Annotated in this window: 21 protein-coding genes and 1 pseudogene; 6 read left to right on the top strand and 16 right to left on the bottom strand. The window is 60.4% G+C overall.

From position 1 onward, the window contains the following. Nucleotides 1-50: 50 nt before the first annotated feature. Entirely contained in the window at nt 51-3,497 is a 3,447-nt protein-coding gene (locus tag IV454_RS24230) for a DUF4214 domain-containing protein (RefSeq protein WP_206088213.1), read from the top strand. Nucleotides 3,498-3,605: 108 nt separating this feature from the next. Here IV454_RS24230 and IV454_RS24235 read toward each other — a convergent pair whose 3' ends face one another. Beyond that, nucleotides 3,606-3,830 (bottom strand): DUF6139 family protein, encoded by a 225-nt coding sequence (locus tag IV454_RS24235; RefSeq protein WP_206088214.1) that lies wholly within the window; start codon nt 3,828-3,830, stop codon nt 3,606-3,608. A gap of 255 nt (nt 3,831-4,085) precedes the next feature. Here IV454_RS24235 and IV454_RS24240 point away from each other — a divergent pair, with 255 nt between their 5' ends. After that, nucleotides 4,086-6,125: a methyl-accepting chemotaxis protein gene (locus IV454_RS24240; RefSeq protein WP_206088215.1), complete on the top strand. Its 2,040-nt coding sequence runs from the start codon at nt 4,086-4,088 to the stop codon at nt 6,123-6,125. A 42-nt stretch (nt 6,126-6,167) separates the two neighbouring features. On the opposite strand, the gene IV454_RS24245 is transcribed toward IV454_RS24240, so the two are convergent. From IV454_RS24245 to mltG, 10 genes are all read right to left on the bottom strand, one after another. Further along, a complete protein-coding gene (locus IV454_RS24245) occupies nt 6,168-6,368 on the bottom strand; it encodes a hypothetical protein (RefSeq protein WP_054264522.1) in 201 nt (66 codons plus the stop codon). 126 nt (nt 6,369-6,494) lie between these two features. Further along, entirely contained in the window at nt 6,495-6,743 is a 249-nt protein-coding gene (locus IV454_RS24250) for a hypothetical protein (protein WP_054262506.1), read from the bottom strand. A 117-nt stretch (nt 6,744-6,860) separates the two neighbouring features. Further along, nucleotides 6,861-7,784: a class I SAM-dependent methyltransferase gene (locus tag IV454_RS24255; protein ID WP_206088216.1), complete on the bottom strand. Its 924-nt coding sequence runs from the start codon at nt 7,782-7,784 to the stop codon at nt 6,861-6,863. A gap of 169 nt (nt 7,785-7,953) precedes the next feature. Next, nucleotides 7,954-8,613: an ankyrin repeat domain-containing protein gene (locus IV454_RS24260; RefSeq protein WP_206088217.1), complete on the bottom strand. Its 660-nt coding sequence runs from the start codon at nt 8,611-8,613 to the stop codon at nt 7,954-7,956. A 95-nt stretch (nt 8,614-8,708) separates the two neighbouring features. Continuing rightward, on the bottom strand, nt 8,709-9,491 hold the full coding sequence (locus tag IV454_RS24265; RefSeq protein WP_206088218.1) for a TatD family hydrolase: 783 nt from the start codon (nt 9,489-9,491) through the stop codon (nt 8,709-8,711). A 16-nt stretch (nt 9,492-9,507) separates the two neighbouring features. After that, entirely contained in the window at nt 9,508-10,026 is a 519-nt protein-coding gene (locus IV454_RS24270) for a GNAT family N-acetyltransferase (protein ID WP_206088219.1), read from the bottom strand. Between the two features lie 37 nt (nt 10,027-10,063). Beyond that, nucleotides 10,064-10,441, bottom strand: a complete 378-nt coding sequence (locus IV454_RS24275) for a PilZ domain-containing protein (protein WP_054262511.1) — start codon at nt 10,439-10,441, stop codon at nt 10,064-10,066. 10 nt (nt 10,442-10,451) lie between these two features. Then, a complete protein-coding gene (locus tag IV454_RS24280) occupies nt 10,452-11,489 on the bottom strand; it encodes a DNA polymerase III subunit delta' (RefSeq protein WP_206088220.1) in 1,038 nt (345 codons plus the stop codon). Between the two features lie 27 nt (nt 11,490-11,516). Beyond that, nucleotides 11,517-12,143 (bottom strand): dTMP kinase, encoded by a 627-nt coding sequence (tmk, locus tag IV454_RS24285; RefSeq protein WP_206088221.1) that lies wholly within the window; start codon nt 12,141-12,143, stop codon nt 11,517-11,519. Between the two features lie 14 nt (nt 12,144-12,157). Next, nucleotides 12,158-13,138, bottom strand: coding sequence for an endolytic transglycosylase MltG (mltG, locus tag IV454_RS24290; RefSeq protein ID WP_282961370.1), 981 nt, complete (start codon nt 13,136-13,138; stop codon nt 12,158-12,160). A gap of 106 nt (nt 13,139-13,244) precedes the next feature. Between mltG and ygfZ the strand changes: the two genes are divergently transcribed. From ygfZ to IV454_RS24310, 4 genes are all read left to right on the top strand, one after another. Continuing rightward, a complete protein-coding gene (ygfZ, locus tag IV454_RS24295) occupies nt 13,245-14,294 on the top strand; it encodes a CAF17-like 4Fe-4S cluster assembly/insertion protein YgfZ (RefSeq protein ID WP_206088222.1) in 1,050 nt (349 codons plus the stop codon). A 7-nt stretch (nt 14,295-14,301) separates the two neighbouring features. Next, entirely contained in the window at nt 14,302-14,592 is a 291-nt protein-coding gene (locus IV454_RS24300; RefSeq protein WP_206088223.1) for a DUF4936 family protein, read from the top strand. After that, entirely contained in the window at nt 14,583-15,320 is a 738-nt protein-coding gene (locus IV454_RS24305) for an NRDE family protein (protein WP_206088224.1), read from the top strand. Before IV454_RS24300 ends, IV454_RS24305 begins: the two co-directional genes overlap by 10 nt. 171 nt (nt 15,321-15,491) lie before the next feature. Next, on the top strand, nt 15,492-16,625 hold the full coding sequence (locus IV454_RS24310) for a sensor histidine kinase (protein ID WP_206088225.1): 1,134 nt from the start codon (nt 15,492-15,494) through the stop codon (nt 16,623-16,625). 141 nt (nt 16,626-16,766) lie between these two features. Here the strand turns inward: IV454_RS24310 and IV454_RS24315 are convergent, their stop codons facing one another. From IV454_RS24315 to IV454_RS24335, 5 genes and pseudogenes are all read right to left on the bottom strand, one after another. Further along, nucleotides 16,767-21,965, bottom strand: a complete 5,199-nt coding sequence (locus IV454_RS24315; protein WP_206088226.1) for a PAS domain S-box protein — start codon at nt 21,963-21,965, stop codon at nt 16,767-16,769. A 243-nt stretch (nt 21,966-22,208) separates the two neighbouring features. Continuing rightward, nucleotides 22,209-23,129 (bottom strand): diguanylate cyclase, encoded by a 921-nt coding sequence (locus IV454_RS24320; RefSeq protein ID WP_206088227.1) that lies wholly within the window; start codon nt 23,127-23,129, stop codon nt 22,209-22,211. Nucleotides 23,130-23,270: 141 nt separating this feature from the next. Next, entirely contained in the window at nt 23,271-23,588 is a 318-nt protein-coding gene (locus tag IV454_RS24325) for a response regulator (RefSeq protein WP_206088228.1), read from the bottom strand. A 702-nt stretch (nt 23,589-24,290) separates the two neighbouring features. After that, nucleotides 24,291-24,494: pseudogene (locus IV454_RS24330) on the bottom strand (SDR family NAD(P)-dependent oxidoreductase); the annotation flags it as partial. 162 nt (nt 24,495-24,656) lie between these two features. After that, nucleotides 24,657-25,451 (bottom strand): hypothetical protein, encoded by a 795-nt coding sequence (locus IV454_RS24335; protein ID WP_206088229.1) that lies wholly within the window; start codon nt 25,449-25,451, stop codon nt 24,657-24,659. Nucleotides 25,452-25,493: the final 42 nt, after the last annotated feature.

Below are 25,493 nucleotides of genomic sequence, written 5' to 3' on the forward strand. Positions count from 1 at the left end.
TCCCATCGTCGCGCTGACCCTGCATTCCATCTCTCTTTCAAGGACCGACCATGGCCACGGCAAGTGCATATACGAAAGTAGCGCAAGAACTCTATATTTCCTATTTTGGCCGCCCGGCCGACGGTGCCGGACTAGTCAACATGAGCGCCGCGCTGGCCGCGGCTGGCGCGCCGACCACCACGTCCGACCTCGACGCCGCCTATTCGTCGAACCCGGCCGTGCGCGCGCTGATGGACAGTTTCGGCACGAGCGACGAGTCGACCGTCCTGTACGGCACCCGCGCCACGAACTTCAGCACCACGCACTTTGTGACCGACATCTTCCACTACCTGTTCGGTCGCGCACCGGATGCCGGCGGCCTCGCATTCTGGACCAATGCGATCGATAGCGGCTCGCTGACCCTGGCCGCCGCCGCGCACTCGATCCTGACCGGGGCCATCGTCGCGAAGGGGGCCGACGCCGCGCTGATCGAGCAGAAAGTCATCTTCGCCGACAATTTCACGGCCGCCCTCGACACGGCGACCGGATTCGAGGCTTACCGCGGTGCCATTGCCGCCCAGATAGGGCGCGAGCTGCTCGCCGGGGTCAGCGCGACGGCCGATCCGGGAGCATCCCAATCGGCTGTCGCCGCCGTCCTGGCGCAACTGGCCATGTCGACCGCCCTGACCACGGGCGCCGACAATCTGGTCGGCGCCGGCGGCCCCAGGCTGTTTGTCGCCAACCTCGCCAGCCAGGGCAACACCTTGCAGTCGGGCGACCGCATCAGCTCAGGCGATGGCATCGACACCCTGCGCGCCCATGTTGGCGTATTCCAGGCAGGTGCGCTGGCGCCGGAAACAGTGGGCATCGACAACGTGATCGTGCGCGCCGACCCAAGCGTCAGCCCCGGCGTACCGGCCGGCGTGCCGGTCGAGATCGACGCCGCGTCGATGAAGGGCGTGACCCGCTGGGAAAGCAATCACAGCCGCGGCGACCTGCTCATCGAGCACGCCGGCATCGCCAACGCGCAGTTGCCCGAAAATGTCACCGTCGCCATGGTCGGCACCGATGCCGGCAATGTCGACTTCGGCGTGTACTTCGATACGGCGGCCCTGCGCGCGCTCAACCCAGGCACTGGCGGGCAAACCTTGCGCCTGCAACTGATGGATACGCGCTCGGCCGACCTTGGCGGCGCGCCCCTGCAAAACAATCCTTACGACGGCTTTGCGTTCACCTTCGACGGTGCGCCGGTGCAGGTGCGCTCGCCCGCGATCGACCAGGCCCAGACCTATCCCGAGCTGCTCGCCGCCATCCGGGCGCAGATCGCCGTCACGCCGCGCCTGGAAAAGCTGGTGGTGAGCTTGGGCGACAGGTTCGAGGCGTACGACACGCGCTACGGCCACATGCTGAGCGGAACGGAAATCCTGATCACCAATCCGGGCACCGGCAGCATGGCCACCGACAACACCTCGGGCTGGCTGTCACCAGTGATCCCTTCCGATGACTATATGTACAAGTCGTTCCCGGTCGGACCGGCCGCTGCGGGGCACGCGCTCATTACCAGCACCGTCGTTCTCGATGGGGTTGGCCGTGGCGGCACCGGCGGCGACCTGGTCATCGGCGCCCGGGCAAGCGGCGCCGTCACCCAGCCCGGCGTGGAAGCGTTCAACATCACCGTCGACAACACGAGCCGCCTGCAAACCATCAATTCGACCTACAACAAGCTTGAATCGGTGAACCTGGTCAACGGCGCGGCCAAGGGCGACGTGGCGGTGCGCGGCGCCACCGACAGTACCGACCAGCCCTTGCCCGGCCTGGTCGGCGAGCGCACCGGTTCCCAGCACGGCGACACCTACGGTTTCCACGACGTGCGCCAGGTCAACGCCGGCGCCATGAAAGGCAAGGTCGATATCGAGGCCATCGTCAGCGACCTGGCAGTGGCCAAGTACATCGGCCAGCCCGGCAGCAAGACCGGAGCGCTCACCGAGAGCGTCGACTTCGTCTACCTTGGCGGCAACAACGACGACAATCTCATGCTGGACATCACGTCCAACATGGCTTCCAAGCACGGCACGCGCGCGGCCGGGATGGCCGATTTCCAGTTCAAAATGGCGGGCGGTGGCGGGAACGACCTGCTGACCTTGCGCATCCTGCCTTCCGTACAAGGCAATAACGCCTGGATGGTCGGCCAGGACTTGAACAATAACATCGTCCTGAGCGGTGGCGACGGCAACGATACGATCCGCAAGCCCGGCGCCGGCGATGCCGTGCTCGACGGTGGTAATGGCAACGATGCCATCTACGCCGACAACGCGGGTTTGCAGGAAGTCCTCGCCGCCGTCACCGGACCGGCGTTCGTCGCCACCGGATCCACCTATGTTGGAGCGCAGTGGGTGTTCAACACCGCCGACCAGGCCGGCTTGCTGGCACCGGCACGCGAGTTCGGCGCGCTGAAAAGCGACGCGATGGATACCTACAAGCTGGCCGGCACCAAGGTCGGCGTGAGCTTCCAGGGCATCAGCAGCACGGTAACGGTGGGAACCCAGCTCAGCATGACCATGCCGACCGACAAGGATATCAACGAGGCCATCAAGCATGCCATCAATGACGATCCGGTACTGAGCCAGCTGCTCCAGGCCGAGGACGGCCCGGACAACGCGCTGATCGTGCATGCGCTGATCGACGGCGCGATGAACACGGCCGACCTGAACATCTCGCTGCGGGCGCTGGAGCCGGCCAGCCTGAGCAGCGCGCAGCTGAGCGCCTGGACGGCGGCCTACGGGCTGACCGGCGAGGCCATGTCGACCGACAACTTGATCAACGCAATTTACACCTCCCTGGCCAGCTTCAATGCGAAAGGCGACTACACGAGCGCCATGGCGGTCGACCATCGCGCCGTGCACAGCATCACCGGCGCGGCCAGCAGCGCGGCCAGCGACAACCTGATCCTGCCGGGCATGGGCAATGATGTTGTGGTGCTGGGCACGGGGGTGGGGGCGAGCAAGGCGGTGTCGAGCAACGATACCGTGGTGTTCGACCAACACTTCGGCAACGATACCATCGTCCGCTTCAAGCCAGATGGCGCCGGCATCGATCACCTCGACTTCACGGCCTTGGGCGGCAAGACGCTCACATCCGACCTGACGATCAACAAGTCGATTACCATCCTCCCGGCGGGCAGCGGCAACGATACGCCCGAAAAAATCAGCGCCCTCTTCAACGCTTACAACGCCGATCCGATGACGCACGTGGTCGCGCTGGTCGACGACACCGGCAATGCCGCGACGATCTACTCGGTCGAGGACCTGGCGGGTGCGGACAACGCCAAGGCGACCATGCAGGGCAGGATCGACCTGGCCACCGTGAACTGGCACAGCGCGCTGACGCAGGCGAGTTTTGTCGACGCGACCAGCATCGGTTTCAGCCAGGCCGAAGGCGCGGCCGGGATTGTAGCAACGCCCGTACAACTGGTCGGGATGATGGTGTCGCAGGCGGACGGCGGCTTCGCGGGCGCATAGCGCTGCGCAGTTCGGCGCTCCGGATGTGATTGCAAGAAGGAAAAGCGTTGCCGGCGCTGGCAGCGCGCATGCCGCGCGCGCCGCCAGCAGGCACTGTTACGTAGGCAATTAATGCAGCGCAGTGACCGCATAGCCTTTTTCGGCGATCTGCTCGTTGAGGCGTTCGATCGCATAGCCGGGAAGACCGTCGGCCTCGTCCGCGATCTCGAAGGCCCTGGCCTCGACTTCCCAGTCCGTATTCGTGGCTTCATTGGGAATATTGCGATCTTGCGGAACTGCCAGGTAGGAGTACTTGCCGTCGTGTTCGGCCCTGCGGTAAATGTCCAAGCGCATGATGGTGTCCTATAAAAATGAGAAGACGAACGCCTGCTTTCCGCATGGAGGCAGGGTCCGTGCCTCAATGTAGGGTAGTCGCGCCTGCCCGTCTGTTAGGCATTCAACATGAGATGTCTTTTTTGTGCAAACGTTTGTTGAGTGTGCCCTGAGTTTTGATGCATATTGAGATCGATAAAGCTATGATGGATTCATTGATTGCGCAGAGCAACATTCAAGACGCATTCCCTGATCGACCTTATTGAAGGAGTTATCATGTCCGCGCAATCGATACTCGGCAGGCTCAAAGTGTGGCACACCTATCTGATCCTGAGCGTGATTGGGGTTGTCGTGGCCAGCATCCCGACCTATTTGTACATGAAGGAAGCCAGCAAGGCCCTGTCGGCCTACTCCTCCGAGCAGGAAGGCATGCCGGGCGTGGCGAACGTGCTGCGCGTGGTCCAGTTTACCCAGCAACACCGCGGCTTGTCGGCGCTGGTGCTGGGCGGCACCAGCGAGGCCGCCGCCAAGCGCGACGCCAAACAGCGCGAGGCGGATGCCGCCTACACGGCGGTCGATGCCCTCATCGGCAAGCTCAACGATACGACCATTTCGCAGCTGTGGGCGGTGCCCAAGCGCGATTGGGAAACCTTGCGTGCCGGCGTCTCGGGAAAAACGATTACCGTGCCGCAAAGTTTCGCCGCGCACACTGCCTTGCTGGCCAAATTGCTGAAAATAAACGAGCTGATCGGCGATTATTATGGGCTCAGCCTCGATCCCGACAAGGATTCCTACCAGTTAATCCAGGCCATGTACTACCAGCTTCCCTATTTGACGGAAGAGCTCGGCCAACTGCGTGCCAAGGGCGCTGGCTTGCTCGGCAAGAAGGAAGCCAGCCAGGAAGAGCGGCAGATCATTTCATCGATGATCGGCCGCATCAACGACCGCGTGCTGCAAACCACGAACGCTTTCGGCAAGGCGGCGGCATACAACACCGAGATCGGCAAGAGCTTGTCCACCCTGATGAATGAAGCGGTGTCGATGTCGGCCGCGATCACCGAACTGGCCACCGCCCAGATCCTCAAGCCGGAGACGCTCAGCTACAGCGCAAGCGAGTACGTGGCCGCCGCCACCCGCGCGATCGACGCCCAGTTCACACTCAACAGCGCCGCCAAGGCCGATCTGGACGCCATGTTCATCGCCAAGATTGGCGATTTTTATACGGAGCGCTGGACCATGCTCGTGGCCATGCTGGGCCTGCTGGCGGTCTCCGGCTACTTTACCGTGCTGGTGACCCATGCCGTCACGGTGCCGCTCAATAATGCCGTGGCGGTGGCGCAAAGCGTCGCCAGCGGTAACCTCGTCAATGAGTTCGATGTCGGCGCCGACAATGAAGTGGGTAAAATGCTGCGCGCGCTGAAAGAAATGAACGATAGCCTGCGCGGCATCGTCGGCGATGTGCGGGTCAGCATCGACAACATCAGCGCAGCCACGCGCGACATCGCCTCCGGCAACAACGATGTCTCGGCCCGCCTCGAATCGCAGGCGTCCAACCTCGAAGAAACGGCGTCGTCCATGGAAGAACTGACCTCCACGGTCAAGCAGAACGCCGACAACGCCCATCAGGCCAACGAACTCGTGCTTGGCGCCTCGCAAGCCGCCACCAAGGGTGCCTCGGTCGTCTCCCAGGTGGTGCACACCATGGGCGAGATTAACGATGGCTCGCGCAAGATTGTCGACATCATCTCCGTGATCGATGGCATTGCATTCCAGACCAATATCCTGGCGTTGAATGCGGCCGTGGAAGCGGCGCGGGCGGGCGAGCAAGGCCGCGGCTTTGCCGTGGTGGCCAGCGAGGTGCGCAACCTGGCGCAGCGCTCCGCCTCGGCGGCCAAGGAAATCAAGGTCTTGATCAGCCACAGCGTGGACCGGGTCGAGGCGGGCAACCTGCTGGCCAACGAGGCAGGCACGGCGATGGGTGAGATCCTGAGCAGCGTCACCCGCATCACCAGCATCATGGCGGAGATCGCGGTGGCCTCGGCCGAGCAAGGCGCCGGCATCGAACAGATCAATGATGCGGTCACCCAGATGGATGACATGACCCAGCAAAACGCGGCCCTGGTCGAACAGACGGCGGCGGCGTCGAGCAGCCTGCAGGAACAGGCGGCCACGCTGGTGCAAGCGATGAGTATCTTTACACTTGGAAATGAGGCAGTCCAGGCCGAGGGACGGCAGGCCGCGCCTGCGCGTCCCCCAGCGTCGGCCGCATCGCGCCGGGCCGCCGGCGCCAAGCCACGGGCTTTGAAACACGCCTGACGCGGGCAATGGGGTATCCGGCGGGCGCTTGGCGCCGGCCGGCTAGCGCCCCGGGCTGCTGCGCAGTACCCGCGCCGGCAGCATGACGATGGCGCGCAGGAGCTCGAACACGGCTTCCACGCCGATGCCCACCAGACGGAATGGCAGAAGCAGCAGCCACACCAGCGGATACAGCAGCAGCGCAAGCAAGGCCAGCGGCCAGCAAAGGAAGAGAACCACGAGCCACAGCAGGAAACTCAACATCATTTTCTCCCTATCGGAAAAGTTCAGGTGAGTTCACTGTAAGGACATGGGAGCGACCCGGCAATGCGGATGCGACCAAGCGCAGGCTGGCGCGCGCAAAGCGCAAAAAAGACGGATAAACGGGATTTACTGGCCGACGCAAATGATCTTGGTGGCGTACTCGTGGGCGTTGGACTTCTTGTTCGAGGCCCAGTCGATGACTTCCTGGGCTTGCTCGACGGTCATGATGGTCGCTTTTTCCTTGTTCTTGATAAAGGAAACACCCTCGAACTTGCCTTCCTTGCTGCGCATGACCTTGGCGAACACGGGCGGTTTCAGCGCATCATCGCTGAGTTTGTTTTGCTGGACGAGGTAACGCTGGTCAATATTTTCCATGGAGCACTTAAATAAACGGTTGAAGCCGCCATTTTACGGGCTCGCCTGCCGCGCGGCAAATGCATTGGGCCGGATGGCGGGGCGGCCCTGGCCCGCCCCCGCCCTCGGCCTGCGCCATCAGGCGTAGACCTTGACCCGTTCGACCGCGTCCGGCACCGCCGCGTGCAGCACGTCAACCCGGATTGCCGCTTCGAGCGAGGGAATCGAACCGCCCGCGCGGTAATGAAAACTCACTTGCAGCACGTCCCCGGCCTTGCATTGCACGCCCTGTTGCAGCGGCAAGGTCATGTAGTGGTTCAGCCAGTCGATGGTGGCGTTTTCTTCACTCACGACCGCCAGCACATTCTTGGTGATGAAACGCATCGCGTTGACGACCCCGTTTTTCTCCACCAAAAACTTGCCTTCCCAAGCGATACGGGTATCGAGCGGCTGGCTGAAGTCGAGGATGCTGTAGACCGAGGGCGGGGCCAGTTCCACCGTGCCGGGATGGATCACCGTAGTTTCCTGGAACTGCACGATGGGCGCGTAAAAACCTTCGAAATCGTATTCCTGCTGCAAGGGCTGCACCGCCATGATCACCGCTTCCGGCAAAAAGCGCGGCAGCGGGCCGCCGAAGCGCGCCAGATAGCGCCGCTTGAACGATTCGATCACTTCCACCTGTTTTTCGCGCAGCATGCCGACGTGAATCATTTCGCAAATCACGATATCGACCGGTTCCGGCGGCAGGTATTCGAAGGCGTCGGCATGCACCACCTCGACCTTGTGGCCGTTGGGATTCATGGACATCATCTTGCGCGCTTCCTTGACCATGTCGGGATTGAATTCGACGCAGTAGACTTTTTCCGCCTTGGCGGCCGCGAACCACGACAGCACGCCGGTGCCGCCCCCGAGTTCCAGCACCTTGGCGCCAGGGAACACCGCATAATGGATTGCTGACTTGAAACCGTGCATCCGGTTTTGGTCCATCAACATATTGTGGTGATAATGGACAGGAATGAATTGCCCCAGATAGCAGCTTTCGATTTCGCGTTCGTTCAGCATAAGTTTTTCCTTTGGATTGGCGGCCAAACTGTGCTGGCCCAGATGTCCTGCGCCCTTGCCTGGCTTGATCAGTACGACAGAATCATTATCAACAACATGGGAGCAATCCGATGCCGCGAGATAACTCGCTTTTCCGTGCCAGTTCGGCGCTTGCACGCCGCCCGATGCGCTACAAGCCCTTCCGGGTCAGGGAAAGATGGGCGTTGATGGCGTCGGCGATGCGCGGCTTGTCGGCCCGCTCGGCGATCTGGGCGGCGGTGAGGCTTTCGTTATTCTTCAGGGTGGCGTCGGCGCCCTCCTGCATCAGCAGCCGGGCGGCCGATTCATGGCCTTCGCGCGCGGCGATCATCAGCGGGGTCAGCTTGCTTGGTGTTTCGGCGTCGATATAGGCGTAATGGTCGAGCAGGATGCGAACGATGTCGTCGTCGCCGCTGGCGGCCGCGTAGTGCAGCGCCGTCCAGCCGGGATAGGTGACGATCGCGCCCTTGGCCAGCAAGGCCAGCACCGCCGGCTTGTTGTGCTTGAATGCCGCCATCATCAGGGCGCGGTTGCCGTTCGGTGCCGCCTGTTCCAGGTCGATGCCGGGCTGGCCGATCAGCAAGTTGGCGACATCGTTGGCGCCCTCGCGCAGCGCGAGGAGCAGCACGGTTTCGCCCGTGAGCGGGTCGACCGTGTTGGGACTGACGCCGTTCTTCAGCAGTTTCTTCACCATGGACGGGTTGTCCATCTGCGCGGCCAGCACGAAGTCGCGCACCGGATCGGCTGCCGCGTTCTCACCAAGGATGGCAAGCGAGGCGGCAAGCAGCAAACGGATGATCAGATTGAACATGAAGTTCACTCCCTACAGCCTTGAAAACATTGAAAAAATTGTTCGCACACCAGAATTCGTCCAGTTGCCGAAGCAATCTCAGCTTGAACGCGAACTTAGCTGCGTACTACCTTGAAAAGATTGAAGAAATTATCCGTCGTCTGCTGCGCCACCGTTGCCAGCGGTACGTCCTTGAGCACCGCCAGGTATTCCGCCACATGGCAGACAAAGCCCGGTTCGTTCATCTTGCCCCGGTGCGGTACCGGCGCCAGGTAAGGCGAATCGGTCTCGATCAGGATGCGGTCGAGCGGCACGGCGCGCGCCACGGCTTGCAATTGCTTGGCGCTCTTGAACGTGACGATGCCCGAAAACGAAATATAAAACCCCATCGCAATGGCGGCCTCGGCTACCTCCAGTGACTCCGTAAAGCAATGCATGACACCCGCCACGCCGCCCTTGTCGGTCCCCGCGCCCTCTTCCTGCATGATGCGGATGGTGTCCTCGCTGGCGGCGCGCGTGTGAATAATCAAGGGTTTGCGCGTGATTCTTGAAGCGCGGATGTGCACGCGAAAACGCTCGCGCTGCCATTCCAGGTCACCCTGGAGCCGGAAATAGTCGAGACCGGTTTCGCCGATGGCGACGATTTTCGGATGCGCTGACAGTTCGACCAGCTGGTCGACCGAAGGTTCCGGCGTATCTTCATAATCGGGGTGGACGCCGACCGAGGCATAGATGTGGGGATATTCCTCGGCCAGGGCCAGCACCTGGGGAAAGTCCGGCAAGTCGACCGAGACGCACAGGGCGTGGGTGACCTTGTTTTCGGCCATTTTGGAGAGAATCTCGGGCATGCGCACGGCAAGCTCGGGAAAATTGATATGGCAGTGGGAGTCGATATACATCCCGCCATTGTAAACCTTAGGCGATACGCTTGCCCAGAATGATCAGGTCGCGCTCGATGCCGTCCAGCTCGGCCACCCGGGGCAGATTGGCCCAGGTCTCGAAGCCAAATTTCTTGAATAGCGCCAGGCTCGGGACGTTGTGGCCGAAAATGAAACCGAGCAAGGTATGCACGGCAATATTCGGCGCGTAGGCGATGGCTTGTTCCAGGCAATAACGGCCGATGCCCTTGCCGCGCCAGCTTTCGGCGATGTAAATCGACAGTTCGGCGGTGCCCGCATAAGCTGGACGGCCGTAAAAATTGGAATACGACATCCAGCCAATCACGGCCGGGCTGGCGAGCGCATCGTCGGCCGCGTGCAGTACCCACAGCGGACGGCGCTCCGGGTCGTGGTCATCGAACCATTGCTGGCGCGACACAACGGACACCGGCTCGGTATCGGCGGTCACTTCGCGCGAGGCGACGGTCGAATTGTAAATGTCGACGATGACAGGCAAGTCGTCGGGACGGGCAAGACGGTGGACGAAAGACGGCATACGGCGAACGGTGACAGTCAGGTTAATGGGCCGGGCTCTACAAGGTGTGCGTGGCGCGCGACGAGCGCAGGGCGGCGCCCAGGATCTCTTCGATGCGCAACTTGGCGCGCTGGCCGGTTTCATCATCGGGGAAATGCACGCCGATGCCCTGCGCCTTGTTATTGTTGGCGCCCGCAGGCGTGATCCAGGCAACCTTGCCTGCGATCGGATACTTGTTGGTGTCGTCCATCAACGCCAGAATCAGGTAGATCTCGTCGCCGATCTTGTACGGCTTTACGGTGGGCACGAACATGCCGCCGTTGCGCAGGAAAGGCATATACGCGGCATACAGCGCCGCCTTTTCCTTGATGGCAAGCGACAGGACCGAAGGACGCGTGATTTGCGGAGCGCTCGGGTCAGTTGGGTTGCCAGACATTAAAATCCTTTCAGGTACAGCATGAAGTGTAATCAAGCAACAGGTCTTCGACAAACAATTTCGGCGACAGCGGATGGTCCGCGATCGCGCGCCGGTCGTTTGCATTCTTCATCGCGCGCAGCAGGTTCGCGGTGTGCACTTTGCCAGCGAGCACGGCGATTTCCTTCTGGTAACGTGGATAATACCGGATACTACCCGCTAGTTTGTAGGAAAACAGATCGTAAAGCCAGCGCTGCGTCCAAGAAACCAACGTCGCCAGTGGCGCTTTGCTCAATTTCTCGGCAGTCCGCAGCGCGCCATCGACGCTGGGATGCGCCAGGCAGTGCAATAATGCTTCCAGATCCTCGCGGTTGCCCGTTTCCGATTGCGCCAGCGCGGCCAGCGGCGCGCCGCCCTGCTCGCGCAGCCAGCTGTCGGCGTCGGCCAGTCCCTGCTCCTTGAGCCAGGCCAGCGCCGCAGCCTCGTCGGGCATGGGCAGGGCGAACTTGCGGCAGCGCGACAGGATCGTCGGCAGCAGCCGGTCCAGGCTGTTCGACGAGAGCAGGAACACGGTGCCCGGCGGCGGCTCTTCCAGGGTCTTGAGCAAGGCGTTCGAGGCCGGCATGTTCAGCGCTTCGGCCGGATACACGACCACCACCCGCAGCCCCTGGCGATGGGTCGAGATGTTCATGAAATCGGCCAGCGCGCGGATCTGCTCGATCTTGATCTCTTTCGACGGCGCCTTGGCCGACTTGGTTTTCTTGCCGCCGTCGGACTCGGCCCCCTCCTCGCCCTCGGCCGGCGGCTCGTCTTCCAGCGCTTCGGGACGCACGCGCCGGTAGTCGGGATGGTTTTGCTGCGAAAACCAGCCGCAGGAAGCGCACCTACCGCAGGCGTGGCCGTCCGCACGCACGTCTTCGCACAGCAAGGACTGGGCAAAGGCTTCGATAAAACCGGCCTTGCCGGTGCCGGCGGCGCCGTGGAACAGGATCGCGTGCGGCAGCCGCGCGCGCATCAGCTGCAACTGCTGCCACGCGCTCGCCTGCCAGGGATAAATTGTATTGCTCATCGCGACATTCGTATGTTAATCAATCACTTACAGCAGTTTTTCGAAGATGCCGCTGAGCATGGCCTGGATGTCCGCGATCGATTGCGTGGAATCGATGACAACAATTCGATCGGGAAACTGAGCGGCGCGGCGCAGATATTCAGTCCGGCATGCAGCAAAAAAATCCGCCTTTTCCTGCTCGAATTTGTCCAGTGTGCGGGTGGCGTCCAGGCGCGCCCGGGCCACATCGAGCGGCACGTCGAACAGCAGGGTCAGGTCGGGCTGCAGATGCGGATGCACCCATTGCTCCAGCGCCTCCATCTTGGCGCGGTCCAGGCCGCGCCCACCGCCCTGGTAGGCGAAGCTGGCATCGGTAAAGCGGTCCGAAATGACCCAGTCGCCCCGTTCCAGCGCCGGTGCGATGACCTGGGCGATGTGCTCGCGGCGGCTGGCGAACATCAGCAGCGCCTCGGTTTCCAGGTGCATTTTGTCGTGCAGCAGCATGTCGCGCAGCTTTTCGCCGACCGCGGTGCCGCCCGGCTCGCGCGACGACACGACCCGCTTGCCCTTCGCTGCCAGGGTCGCGCCGACGAAGGCGATATGGGTGGACTTGCCGGCGCCGTCGATGCCTTCAAAGCTGATGAACTTGCCTCTTGAGGCGGTACTGTCGGTCATGGAACGGGAAACGCCTATCGTTGGTATTGATTCACTGCCCGGTTATGGTCGGACAAATTGCTGGAAAACTGGCTGCTGCCGTCCTTGCGCGCCACAAAGTACAGGGCGTCGGTCTTGGCCGGCCCCAGCGCCGCCGCCAGGGATTGCACGCCAGGCAGGGCGATCGGGGTCGGCGGCAAGCCGGTGCGGGTATAGGTATTGTAAGGGGTGTCGGTCTCGAGGTCGCGCTTGCGGATATTGCCCGTGTATTTGTCGCCCATCCCGTAGATCACGGTCGGATCGGTCTGCAGCATCATGCCGAGCCGCAAGCGGTTGACGAAGACGCCGGCGATCATGGCGCGCTCCGACTTCTGGCCGGTTTCTTTTTCGACAATCGAGGCCATCACCAGCGCCTGGTAGGGATTTTCGTACGGCAAGCTCGGATCGCGCTTTTCCCACGCGGCACCCAGGCGGCTCATCAGTAAGGCATGCGCCTGCTTGTAGATGTGCAAGTCGCTCGATCCCTTGGCGAACAGATACGTATCAGGGAAGAACAAGCCTTCCGGCGCCTTGTAGGCGGTGGTGATCCTGGCCAGCAGCTCGGTGTCGGACAAGTCCGCCGTATCGTGCTTGAGGCCCTTGTTGGCCGCCACCGCCTGGCGCATCTGCTTGAAGGTCCAGCCTTCGATGATGGTCAGCGATTCCTGGGCGAATTCGCCGCGCACCAGCTGGTCGAGCAGGCGGCGCGGCGAGGTGCCCGGTTTGAGCTCGTAGGTACCGGCCTTGATCTTCGAGGCGGTCTGGGTGGCGCGCGCCAGCATCGACAACAGGAAGGGATTGACGGGGGCGCCGGCCTCGGCGATCTGCTGGGCCGCGGCACCGACGCTGCTACCGGGCTCGACCGTAAACGCAATCGGATCGCCGGACGTGGTGATCGGCTCCTTGGCCCAATTGAAGAAGTACGTCATCGCTGCGGTGCACAGCAGGAGCGCCAATATGAGTAATTTTTTGAACAAGACCGTACTCGATTCTGTGGTTTTCGCCGTTGCCGACGCGATTTGCGCGACAACTCTATAATGAGGCCGTAATGATAAAGCTTAAATCGGGAAATATTTGGAATTTATGAACAACTGGAATGAATATCTCTCGGCGCAGGGCGCCCGCCTCGCGCAAGACGGCAGCGCAAACCTGTCCGACTTCGGCCATTCGCTGGGCGTGGCCGAGCTCGCGCCGGGCTTCGTGGCGCCCATCACCGACCAGGGCCTGATCGCGGTCACGGGCGACGACGCCGCCAGCTTCCTGCACAACCAGCTGACCAACGACGTCGAACACCTCGGCCTGGCCGAAGCGCGCCTGGCGGGCTACTGCTCGCCCAAAGGCCGCTTGCAGGCGACGTTCCTGATGTGGCGCACCAGCGAGTCGGTCTTTCTGCAGCTCGCGCGCGACATCCAGCCGGCGCTGCAAAAGCGCCTGTCCATGTTCGTTTTGCGCGCCAAAGCCAAACTGAGCGACGCCGGCGCCGGACAGGTACTGCTCGGCATCGGCGGCGCGGCGGCCCAGGCGGCGCTGGCGCCCCTGTTCGGCGCGCTGCCGCCAACGCCCTATTCCCGCATCGATCACCCGCTCGGCACATTGATCCGCGTGGCCGACGCCTTCGGCAGCGCCCGCTACCAATGGCTGGCGACACCAGAGGCGGCCCAGGCGGCATGGCCGGCCTTGGCTGCCGGATTGCGTGCCGCCGGCACCGATGCCTGGCGCCTGGCCGACATCCACGCCGGCGTGCCGCAGGTCACGCTCAAGACGCAGGAGCAATTTGTTCCGCAAATGGTCAATTTTGAGCTGCTGGGCGGCGTCAATTTCAAGAAAGGCTGCTACCCGGGCCAGGAAATCGTTGCGCGCAGCCAGTATTTGGGCAAACTCAAGCGCCGTACGGCGCTGGCCGCCATCGACGCACCGGCCATCAGCGGCGATGACGTCTTTGCCGTTGACGACCCCGACCAGCCCTGCGGCATGATCGTCAACAGCGCACCGAACGGCTCCGGCGGTGTCGATGCGCTGGTGGAAATGAAACTGGCGGCCATCGAGCAAGGCGAGGTACGCCTCGGCTCGGCCAGCGGCGTGCCCTTGCGCCTGCTACCCATGCCCTACGCGCTCGACGCCCTCGACCTGTAAGCCTGCCATGGTCGATCTCTATATTTACTACAAGGTGCGCGACGAGCACACGCAGCAGCTTGGCCCGCGCGTGCGCGCCATGCAGGGCGCGCTGGCCGCGCAGTGCGGCGTGACGGGCACGCTCAAGCGCCGTCCCGGTGCGCAGGATGGGCGCCAGACCTGGATGGAAATCTACCTCGCCACCCCGGACGGGTTCGACGATGCACTGGCGGCGGCGCTTCAGCACGCCGGACTAGACGAGTTCACCGACGGCCCGCGCCACACCGAAGTTTTTACGGATATAAGCACATGTGCCTGATTGTTTTTGCATGGCAGGTCGTTCCCGGCGTGCCCCTGATCGCCGCCGCCAACCGCGACGAATTCTATGACCGCCCGACGGCTCCGGCCGGGGTGTGGCCAGAGCATCCCAACATCTATGCCGGGCGCGACCTCAAATTCGGCGGCAGCTGGATGGGCATCACGCAAGATGGCGCCAACGGCCCGCGCTTCGCGGCGCTGACCAATATCCGGGCGCCGGAAGAACGCCGCACCGATGCCCCCTCGCGCGGGGCGCTGGTGGCCGATTATCTGGCGGGCACGATGACGGCCGCCGACTATCTCGCGCAGATCGCCGGCGGCAGCGCCGCATACAACGGCTTCAACCTGGTGCTGGGCGACCGTACTGGCATGTACTGGTTCTCCAATCGCGGCGCGAGCGATGCGCGCAACGGGCAGGCGCTGGAACCGGGCATTTACGGCATTTCCAACAGCTTGCTGGATGCGCCGTGGCCGAAAGTCGTGCGTACCAAGGCGCAGTTTGCCAGCCTCTTGTGCCAGGGCGCGCCGGAAGATGCGTATTTCGAGATGCTGGCCGATACCACCCGGGCGGCCGACATGCGCTTGCCCGACACCGGCATCGCGCTTGATCTGGAACGGGGCCTGTCGGCGGTGTGCATCGAAATTCCGGGCTACGGCACGCGCACCTCGACCGTGGTCAAATTGTATGACGACGCCCCTGCGGAATTGCATGAGCGCATGCTGGCTTGACGTTTGCTGGCATGACATAATTGTCCATGCTCGCCCTCTTGGTAACTCGACGAAAGATACCGATAGTATTGCGGTGCGCCAATCCGGCAATGCTAAGATAAATAATCGTCAAGATTGCTTGGCACATCTGCGATGTTTGCCTCAAGCCAGCCTTGAGGCGCAAGGCTCCTTATGATGCATGATTTTTTGGCGGACAACCACGACGAACTGGCGCGCCGGTGCCGGGTCAAGGTCGGCGCGCGGCCCGGCCGCTCCGCCACCGATGAGCAGCTCGAAGATGGCATTCCCCTCTTCCTCGACCAATTGATCAGCACCCTGCGCATCGAGCAGACCACCACGCCAAGCGACAGCCGGCGCGTGTCCGGACCGGCCGGTGGTGGCGCGGCCTTGTCGGAAGTGAGCGTGTCGGCCGCACGCCACGGCAAGGACTTGTTGGCCATGGGGCTGAGTGTCGACCAGGTTGTCCACGATTACGGCGACCTGTGCCAGGCGATCACCGACCTTGCCGTGGAACGCAAGGCGCCGTTCGAAGTGGACGAATTTCGCACCTTGAATCGTTGTCTCGACAACGCCATTGCCGAAGCGGTCACCGAATTCAGTTTCCTGAAAGATGCGATCGTCGCCGATGCGCACGCCTCGGACACACGCGAAAAAATGGGCTATTTCGCGCATGAACTGCGCAACCTGCTGGGGACGGCTTCCCTGGCCTTTTCCGCTGCCAAGCAGGGAAACCTGAGTCTCGGCGGCGCCACCGGCACCATTCTGGAGCGCAGCCTGACCGCCCTGGAAAAGCTGATCAGCACCTCGCTGGAAGATGTCAGGACCGTGGGTCCCAGCAATATCGTGCTCGATGCGTTTTCCTTGGGCGAACTGATCACCGAGATCGACAACGCCGCATCGCTGTCGGCGAAAATGCACGGCTGTACATTGCGGGTCGCCCCGGTTGACCCTACGCTGGCCCTGGTCGGAACCCGGGATTTGCTCATTGCGGCGGTGGCCAATCTGCTGCAAAACGCCTTCAAGTTCACCGAGCCCGGGACGGAAATCGTGCTGACGGCCTATGCTTCCGGAAATCGCATCCATATCGACGTCCAGGACGAATGCGGCGGCCTGGGCGCGGGTGTCGCGGAACACATGTTCTTGCCATTCAGCCAGGCCGGAACGGACAGGAGCGGTATCGGTTTGGGGTTGACCATCGCAAAACAAAGCATTACCGCCAATGGAGGGCAACTGACCGTGCGCGATATTCCCGGCAAGGGTTGCGTCTTCATGATCAGCCTTCCGCGCGACAAGATGCCGACCTAGCGAGCGACGTTGGCCTGAGCGGCTTGCCATCCCTCGCCCCTCATCTTCGCGCGCAGCGTGTCGCGGAGATGCGGCGCCGCCTTGTACGGGTCCTGGCCGAGCAACGGCTGGATGCTGTTCCTGCCCATTTTATGCATGTCCTTACAGCGACAGGTCGCCGCCTGGGGCGATCCTGATGGCCTCCAATAGCCGATTGCATAGCTCGCTCGCCTTCAGATAATGTAAGGCTTCAATGCTTTCCTCGATCAAGGCAAATTCGTCCGGCATCAGTGTGCCGAACGCGTCCTGTAACCGCCCGAACGCGTCGTCGGCCTTCAGGTCTCCAGCAGCGAGCAATTGCTGCAGTTCTACGGTCCGAGCACGTAGAACCGAGATGTCCAATGGCGGCGTGGGGGGCGCGACATTGGTCGGCGCAGCCATCTGCGCCAGATACTGCCTGGCCGCCTCGATGACCCGCTTCGCCAGCAGCCATAATTCATCCAGTTCACGCCAAGTGTCGCTGGATGCCTGCTGCTCCAACAACCGCTCTTCTTCGATGACCATCTCGGCAAGCCGATTGGCACCGATGGTCCCGGCAATACCCTTCATGGTATGTAAAATACGATGGGCGTCACCATACTGCTTGTCTTGTATGGCCGTCCGAAAACCCGATTCAAAGCTGCCCACTTCCTGAATGAAGCCCTTGAGTGCCCGTTGATAAATGGGGGCGCTCCCGCCTAAGCGACGCAGGGCCGATGTCACGTCCAAATTACCCGGCTCATCTGGCGTTGCCCCCTCTGACGTGATGACCGCATTGCGGGGTAGACCGCACTTCGTGTGTTGCAGAATGACCCGGATCAGTTGCGCCAGATCGAATGGTTTGCCGACATGATCATTCATGCCGACGGCCAAGGCCGCGTCGCGGTCCGATGGCATCGCATTGGCTGTCATCGCGATAATGGGCAATGCTTCCTGGGTGAATTGTTGACGTATGATGCGGGTCGCGGCATAGCCATCCATATCCGGCATTTGTATGTCCATCAGCACGACATCAAATAAGTGAACGGCGCCATGAATGGCGTCGATACCTGCCTGCCCGCTGGCGGCGACCGAGACCATGGCACCATCGTTACTCAACAGGTCATGTGCGACTTGCTGATTGATCAGGTTATCTTCCACCACCAAGATGCGCAGCCCAGCCAGACGCTGCTGGCTCACCATCGGCCGCGCTGCGATCGGAATGACCTTCTCCAAACTGAGGCGGCTCTCGGCGACGGCATCAAAGAGCATGGACGCGGTCACCGGCTTGACCAGAAAGCCGTCAAACAGACTGGGCATTTGGCCTTGTCGTTGCGCCAGCAGTTCGCGCCCATGCGCCGTCACCATCATCACCATGGAAGTGATGTCCGGCCGCAACAACTGGCGTATCCGTTCGCAGGTTTCCCATCCATCCATGTCGGGCATGCGCCAGTCGACAAAGATCACATCGTATTCCGGGTCCTTGGCATGTTGCCCAATGAGATGCAGAGCCTCGCTGCCGCAGCTGGCGGTGTCGACCGACCAGCCGAACGATTGCAACATGTCCTGCAATATCTGTCTGGCGCAGTCATTGTCGTCCACCACGAGGCAATGCAAGTCTTGCATGTCGATGGTGCCGCCCTGCCGTCCCTGCAGTTCAGGCTCGTCGGCACGCGCGCAGTCGATCGTAAAATAAAATGTGCTGCCCTGGCCAATGACGCTGTCGACGGCCAAGGTGCCGCCCATCAATTGCACCAGCCGCTCACTGATGGCAAGTCCCAGGCCACTGCCACCATAGCGGCGCGCGGTGGAAGCCTCCGCTTGCGAAAAACCCTGGAAAATACGCGCGCATTGCTCCGGCGAGATACCGATCCCCGTGTCGCGTACGGCAACCAACAACGCGAGCCGGGGCTCTTTCGCCTGCATTGTCACGGACAACACGACTTCGCCGCGTTCGGTAAATTTGATGGCGTTGCCGGCCAAATTAATCAAAATTTGCTGCAGCCGCAGTGCGTCGCCGACGATCCAGCGCGGCATCGCCGGATCGATTTTAAACAGCACTTCGACGTCTTTGTTACCTAAATTGGCTGACAAGATCACCGACACATCGCGCAACAGCCGGTCAAGGTCAAAGGGATGCGGGTCCAAGGTCAACCTACCGGCTTCCACTCTGGACAAATCCAGAATGTCATTAAGGATACTCAACAGCGTGCGCGCGGCAGTGTCCGCCTTGCCGACGTAATCGCCCTGCCGATGAGTGAGCCCGGTCTGCGCCAGCAGCTGCAGCATGCCCAGAATGGCATTCATGGGCGTGCGAATTTCGTGGCTCATATTAGCCAGAAATTCCGATTTGGCGCGATTGGCCGAATCCGACAGCTCCTTGGCCGCCCGCAAGCTCGACTCAATCTCGATATGGTCCGTCACATCGAGATTGATGCCGGTCACGCGCACCGCTTTGCCCTGGGCGTCACGTTCAATATACGCACCGGCCTGGATATGGCGCACATCGCCATTGGTATGGACCACGCGGAACACAGGGTCGTAGGTGGCGCGCCCTTCGACGGCGGCCTGCAGCTGGGCCGCCGTCGCCTCGACGTCGTCCGGGTGCACGCAACTGCGCCAGTGTTCATAATTCAAGCCCGTGTGCCTGAGCGACTTGGGCAGATCGTACAAGGCGTACATCCGGTCATTCCACTCCAGGGCATTGTCGGCCAGCTCCCAGGCCCAGATGCCCAGCCCGGCCACGTGGGACGCCATCACCAGCTGGTCGCGCGCTGCGTTCAAGGCGGCGGAGGCCAGTCGTCGCTCAGTAATGTCCTGAAATGCGCCCACCAGGCGCAAAGGGTTTCCGCTGTCGTCCAACTCCACCTCGCCGACCACGCGCGCCCAGACTGGACGGCCCTGGGCTGTTATGAGCGGCAACTCCAAATTCCATGGCAAATGCTTGTCCAACGCCTGTTGCAGCGCCGCTCGGATGACCGGGCGCGCTTCGGGGGCATAGAAACGGATGGCTTCTTCCATCGTCGGGCTATATCCTTTTGGCATGTCATGCATACGGCAAGCTTGATCCGACCACACGATCTTATTTTCCTTCAGGTATACCGTCCAGGCGCCCACGCCGGCGATCTGGCCCGTACGTTCCAGATCACGGGTGCGCAATTGCAGGTCGTGATTGAGTGCCTCCAGGGCGATCTGGGCTTGCTTGAGCTCAGTAACATCCGTTACCAGCACGATAAAACCGCGCACCATGCCATGGTCAATGTCAGGAATGTAATGCGCCCAAGTATTTTTGGTACTGCCATCTGTTTTTGTCAGGGTACGCTCAAAGTTTTGGGTTTCGCCCCGCAGGGCCGCGTTGATGTGCGGGGAATTTTGCTGGAATACCGCCTCCCCCAACACGTCTTGCAGATAAATACCGTCCATTTGTTCCCGGGTTTTACCAAACCAATCCAGATACGCAATATTGGCGAACCGGCAGCGCAACTCGCGATCCCAATAGCCGACCAATCCGGGAAGATTGGCGCTCAGGGTATTCAAAAACCGGCTTTTCGCTTCCAATGCCTGTTCGGCCGCGTGGCGTTCGCTCTGGTCCGCAGCCACGCCCAGATAGCCAAAGATATCGCCAGTCTGTGTTTTCAGTGCAGTCACACACAATAAGACGGGAAGGCGCAGCCCATCCTTGCGTACATACGTCCACTCATATTCGTTGGGCATGCCACGCAACGCTTTGATGACGAACACGTCAAAACCAGGCGCGACGGCTTCCTGGAGTTCTGCGGAAAATTGCGCAGCACGCTCAGTCACTTCGGCCGGATCGTGAAAAATTTCCCACTTCAACTTGCCGATAGCCTCGCCGGCGCTATAACCGAGCATGCGCTCAGCAGCTGGATTAAATACCGTAATGATGCCGGCCTGATCGGTGGCGATGATGGCATATCCTGCGCTGTTTAAAATAGCTTGTTGTATCACAAGGTAACTTTGAATGTCAGCGGTGCGGTCACTGACTTGTTGCTCCAGCGTGGCGTTCAAGGTCAATATTTCCGTTTCGATCGCCTTTTGTGCGCTAATGTCGCGCACCGTCTTGGCGGCGCCGGTGACGAGTCCACGATCGTTGCGAATCGGTGACACCATCACCGACACATCGATCTTGGTGCCGTCTTTGCGGTGCCGGGTCGTGATCAGATTGTCAATCCGTTCCCCCCTTCCCATCCGTGCCAAAATATCAACCTCTTGTTCACGAAATTCAAGCGGTATGATTAAACTGGCCAATAGCTGCCCGGTCGCCTCTGCGCTGGAGTAGCCAAACATTTCCTCGGCGCCGTGGTTCCAGCTGGTGACCTTGCCTTGCAAGGTTTTACCGATAATGGCGTCATGCGAACTTTCCACAATAGCGGCCAACTCCGCGCGTTTTTCACCGGCGGCCGTCTTCAGCCGCACAAAGACAAAGGCGATGATGCTTGCGATAACAATGCCGCCCAAGATAATGCCAAGCACAATGAGCTCGGTACTGGCCACCATGCCCGCGATGACAGCATCGGACTGCACCAGGGTCAGCGTGAGGAAGCGATGGGGATCGCGCTCATCGAGCGCGATGGTACGTTGCACCACATGTTCAAGTCCATCGGCAGCGGAAAACACCTGCATGGCGCGGGGCTGCCCGGCGGCGGCGGATAACAACTGATGCTCATCTTGCCAACGCCACCGTTGCCCCAAGTCGAAGCCAAAGGTGTGGCCCGCCTCAGGATTGAGCACGTAGTCACCTTGGGCATTGGTCAGATAGACGTGAATATTTTTGGACGAGTTGCCGGCCAGCTCAGCGAACGCCGATTGCATGTCCAGATTAATGACGATCATCCCAAAGAGGGTTCCATCGGGCGCGAACACCGGCGTGCTGGTGCGCAGGGTGCGGACGTAGGGGAACTCGATGTGGCCATGTTCACGGTTGAGGTTGAGGTCGGAAACATGGACCTGACCAGGCGCCAGCTGCAGTACCGCTTGAAAGTAATCGCGGTCGCCTTTGGGCTGCAATTGATTAACTGGCACAACGACGATATTGTTGTTCCGACGATCAACCCGCACTAATTCCAAGCCATTGTCGGCAACGCCGATGAAGCGCACCTGCGTCAGGTCGGGATTGGTCTCAATGTAGCTGCTGAAAATCGCCTCCAGACTCGTCTTCCACAACGCGCCCGGAGTTTTCTCGGCTGCATCGTATCCACCGTTGCCGATCGCCCGCATGATGCCTTGTACCGGAGGCAGCTTTGCCAGAAAGCGGACATCCAGCCGCAGCCGGTCTATGTCTCTCGATAAGGTCGCCGCCCGCAGTCCGGAAGACGCTTCCATACGCGATTTTAACGATGCAAGCTCCTGGTCTCGTTCGTGTGCGCCTGCCATGCGGCATATCACGGTCGTCAATAGCACCAACATCAACGCGCAACCGAGCAGGATACGGAGGGCATGGCTGGGAGGGGAATTGGGCTTCAAGGGGCGCACGCAACAACCATTTCATTTAAGGAGGGATGGCGCGGGGAAAATGCAATGGCATGCCTGCGCGGATCCAGGGAAGCGGATGCCGTCAATTATCTGTCATCCGGAATCCGATGCAATGACCCTGTTTCGACCAGCCGCTTTGGCGCGATAAAGCGCATGATCCGCCGCATTGATAAGCTGTCGAATCGTACTGTTCTCGCTCGGCACTAAGGCTGCCACACCGACACTGATCGTGACGACACTGGCGCAGGAGGAAAACTGATGAGGAATTTTCAAATCATAAATTTTTTCGCACAGCCACGCGCCATATTTGCTCGCCTCTTCCAGTGTCGTATGTGGCAAAATGGCCACAAACTCTTCTCCACCGTAGCGGGCGACGATCTCACTGGGGCGTTGTGTTGCTAACGCGATGGTTTGCGCCACCATGCTCAGGCAAGTATCCCCCTCCAAATGCCCGTAACCATCATTGAATGCCTTGAAGTGGTCGATATCGATCAACGCCAAGCCAAGAACGTGGCCCTGTCGTTGATGGCGTGAAAATTCCAATTCGATCATTTCATTGAAATAGCGGCGATTAAAAAGTCCGGTTAGTCCATCCCGCTTGGCCAGGCGGACCAATGCTTCCGCCTGCCGTTGCACGTTCAGTTGGGTGCACACGCGGGCCTTGGCGACCGGCTGGTTAACTGGCTTGGTAATGAAATCGACGGCGCCAGCTTCCAACGCCCGGATTTCGCTTTCCATGCCCGATTGCCCTGTGATGAAAATAATGGAAGCATCCCGCGTCTCAGATGTTTCCTTTAGCACCCTGCAGACTTCATAGCCGCTCATCAACGGCATTTCCACGTCCAGCAATATGACGTGTGGCCGATGTTCGCGTGCCAGCGCGATGCCAGCTTCGCCACTGGTGGCAAACCAGATCCGTCCCAGGTCTTTCAATATCGCGCTTAGCAACCGAATGGAAGTGGCGCTATCGTCGATAATCAGAATCCGACTTTGCTCTTCAGGTGCACTATTCATATCGCATTACTCAAGAATGCAGTGAAACGAAACCCATGGCCAGCACGCGTGTTATTCTATTAATTACTATTTTTAGATGTGGATTCAAGAGCGCGGCAGCTTTATCCAGCGGATCGAGAACGACGCCAGAATTGAACAGTTTTAAAATAAACCCGCTGGCCCACGCGGGATTGCCGTGACGACGGCTCCTCGGCAATTATTGCCAACCACCATTAATACACGGCACTGGGCAACGTTTGTTGATGTCGATAAGGTGTCCAAGCCACTGGAGTCTGGCATGTCGATGTCCAGGCAGACAATGTCAGGATGCAATTTCTGCGCCCGTGCCATGTCTGAAATCCCGTCATTGGCTTTACCGATGACGTGATAAATTTCGCCCTGAATAATCATACGTAATATGGCGCGCGTTGTTTCATTGTCATCAATGATAAAAACACTCATACTCGCAGGCTCAGACATACGTTTTTTCGTTGAGAATTTACTGTACTACACATTTATGAGAATAGAAAAAATTTTATCGATTTTATTAGTTGCCATTGCGGTAATTTATTTAAAATCCTAGCGACCAGCAGGCGCTACGCGTACTGATGACGGACAATGTACTAGAACGGCGCAGGACAATCGTAAGCTGTTGGCCTTAGTTCGAGCTGGGATAATCGACCTTGCGCACTATCAACGCCAGGCAGGAAGTGGTCCATCTCATCTATGCAAAAAAACGCATATCCGGAGGCATTCAATACTAGGCACACAACCGTAGGCTGATGCTGTAGGGAGTTGTTCGATCCGGCCCTACTGGCGCAGCACAACTATGAGGAAGTTGTTGGGCTTACTGTTGGCATGGGCAGGCAGTCCCGACCAGGAGCAATGGGCGATCTGGAAAGCCCGGGACGAGTAACCGTTCATCCGCCGACCTGCGTACGAACATCAGCGCCTCGTGTTCGTCAACACGACACCGCCACCAAGATCGCTGCGAATGTCGATGCCGGCGGCAATCCCGCAGGTAGTGGCGCATGCTGGAAGGCTGTGCTGGCGATGGCACTGCTGACGGCGCCAAGATCGATGAATGTGGAAACTGGCGACGGGTGGACCGGACGCTCGCCTGCGCCGTTGACGAGGTTCGTGCGCCGGACGTGAAAGCTAGCCTGCGAGATCGCCTCGTCCCGACAGAGACACCACCGCATGCCTGGACACCTTGTACACGCCCATGGTCGGCGCATTGAGCAGCCCCGCCATCGAGGCCGTGTTGACGATATGCCCTTCATACGCCGGATCGTCCTTCGCGGACTCCAGCATCAGCCTGGTGAAGATGCGCCCCCCATGGATCACGCCCCACAGGTTCACGCCGAGCACGCGTTCCCAGTCGCTTCCGAATTTTCCCAGAATTAGCCCGACCCGGCGGGAACATAAAGCCTCGTGGCGGGTCACCCTGGGGCCTCCCGCCGCAATCGCGTCACGTGAGGCTTTGGCGACAGGCGCAGTGGCGAAGCGGGTTGACAAGGGCGGCACGATAACGCGTAGGCTCACGCATCAATCCTCCCATGCACAGCTGATTTCTTCAAGCTCCAGCAACTCCATGTCGCGGCAACAGAGCCGACCTTTGTCACCCATATCAAGCTTTACCACCAGTGCCGTCTGCCCTCTGGAGCGCCGTTCCTGAACTACGGTGAAGCGAAACACAAATCCCAAACTGAACCGCGGCCAAAAGTACACGCTCACGTGCTTATGTAGTGCAAACGTCGCGATACAACTACGAACCGGAACCCGGTCGTAGAATTGCCCATCGACATCGCGGCGCTCGTGCTCGGTAATCAGCAGTGACATCGTTAGACGCTGCGAATAAGCCCTCGGATTGGGGACTTCCCTGGCAAGGGAAACCAGCTCCACGTTCAGTAGCGCGTCGTGGCACGCAAGGCGTTTGTCCAGCGGTTCCATACCGCGGATTAATTCCATACCCCTGAACATAGGTACCGGCACGGCGATGTGGGTCATCGAGTGCGGCACCAGTCCTGCCCCGGCCAGCGTGGCGATGGCGGCCCGTGCTTCCGACCGCCCATCCCGGTATCGATCTGCATGCGAACACCACAGCTCACGCTGCCCAGTTCGTCGGTAGTGCCGAAGATCGCGCAAAATCATGCGCCGGACCTCTTCTTCGACTTCCCCGAACAGCGCTGCGCTGCATGTTTTGGCCAACGATCCGAGCACTTTGCTAGCCAATTCCTGATGTGCGCTACTCGGATGCAAGCCACTCGACGCATAGAATTGTCGGGACTGATGGCATTCTTCCCGGTAGTCTTCGATCGTCTTGGTGACGCACACTTCCACACGTTTCTCCAATATGGGCACAGGGCCGGTCAGTGTACCTGC

This window comes from Massilia antarctica (assembly GCF_015689335.1).
GTDB lineage: Bacteria > Pseudomonadota > Gammaproteobacteria > Burkholderiales > Burkholderiaceae_D > Telluria_A > Telluria_A antarctica.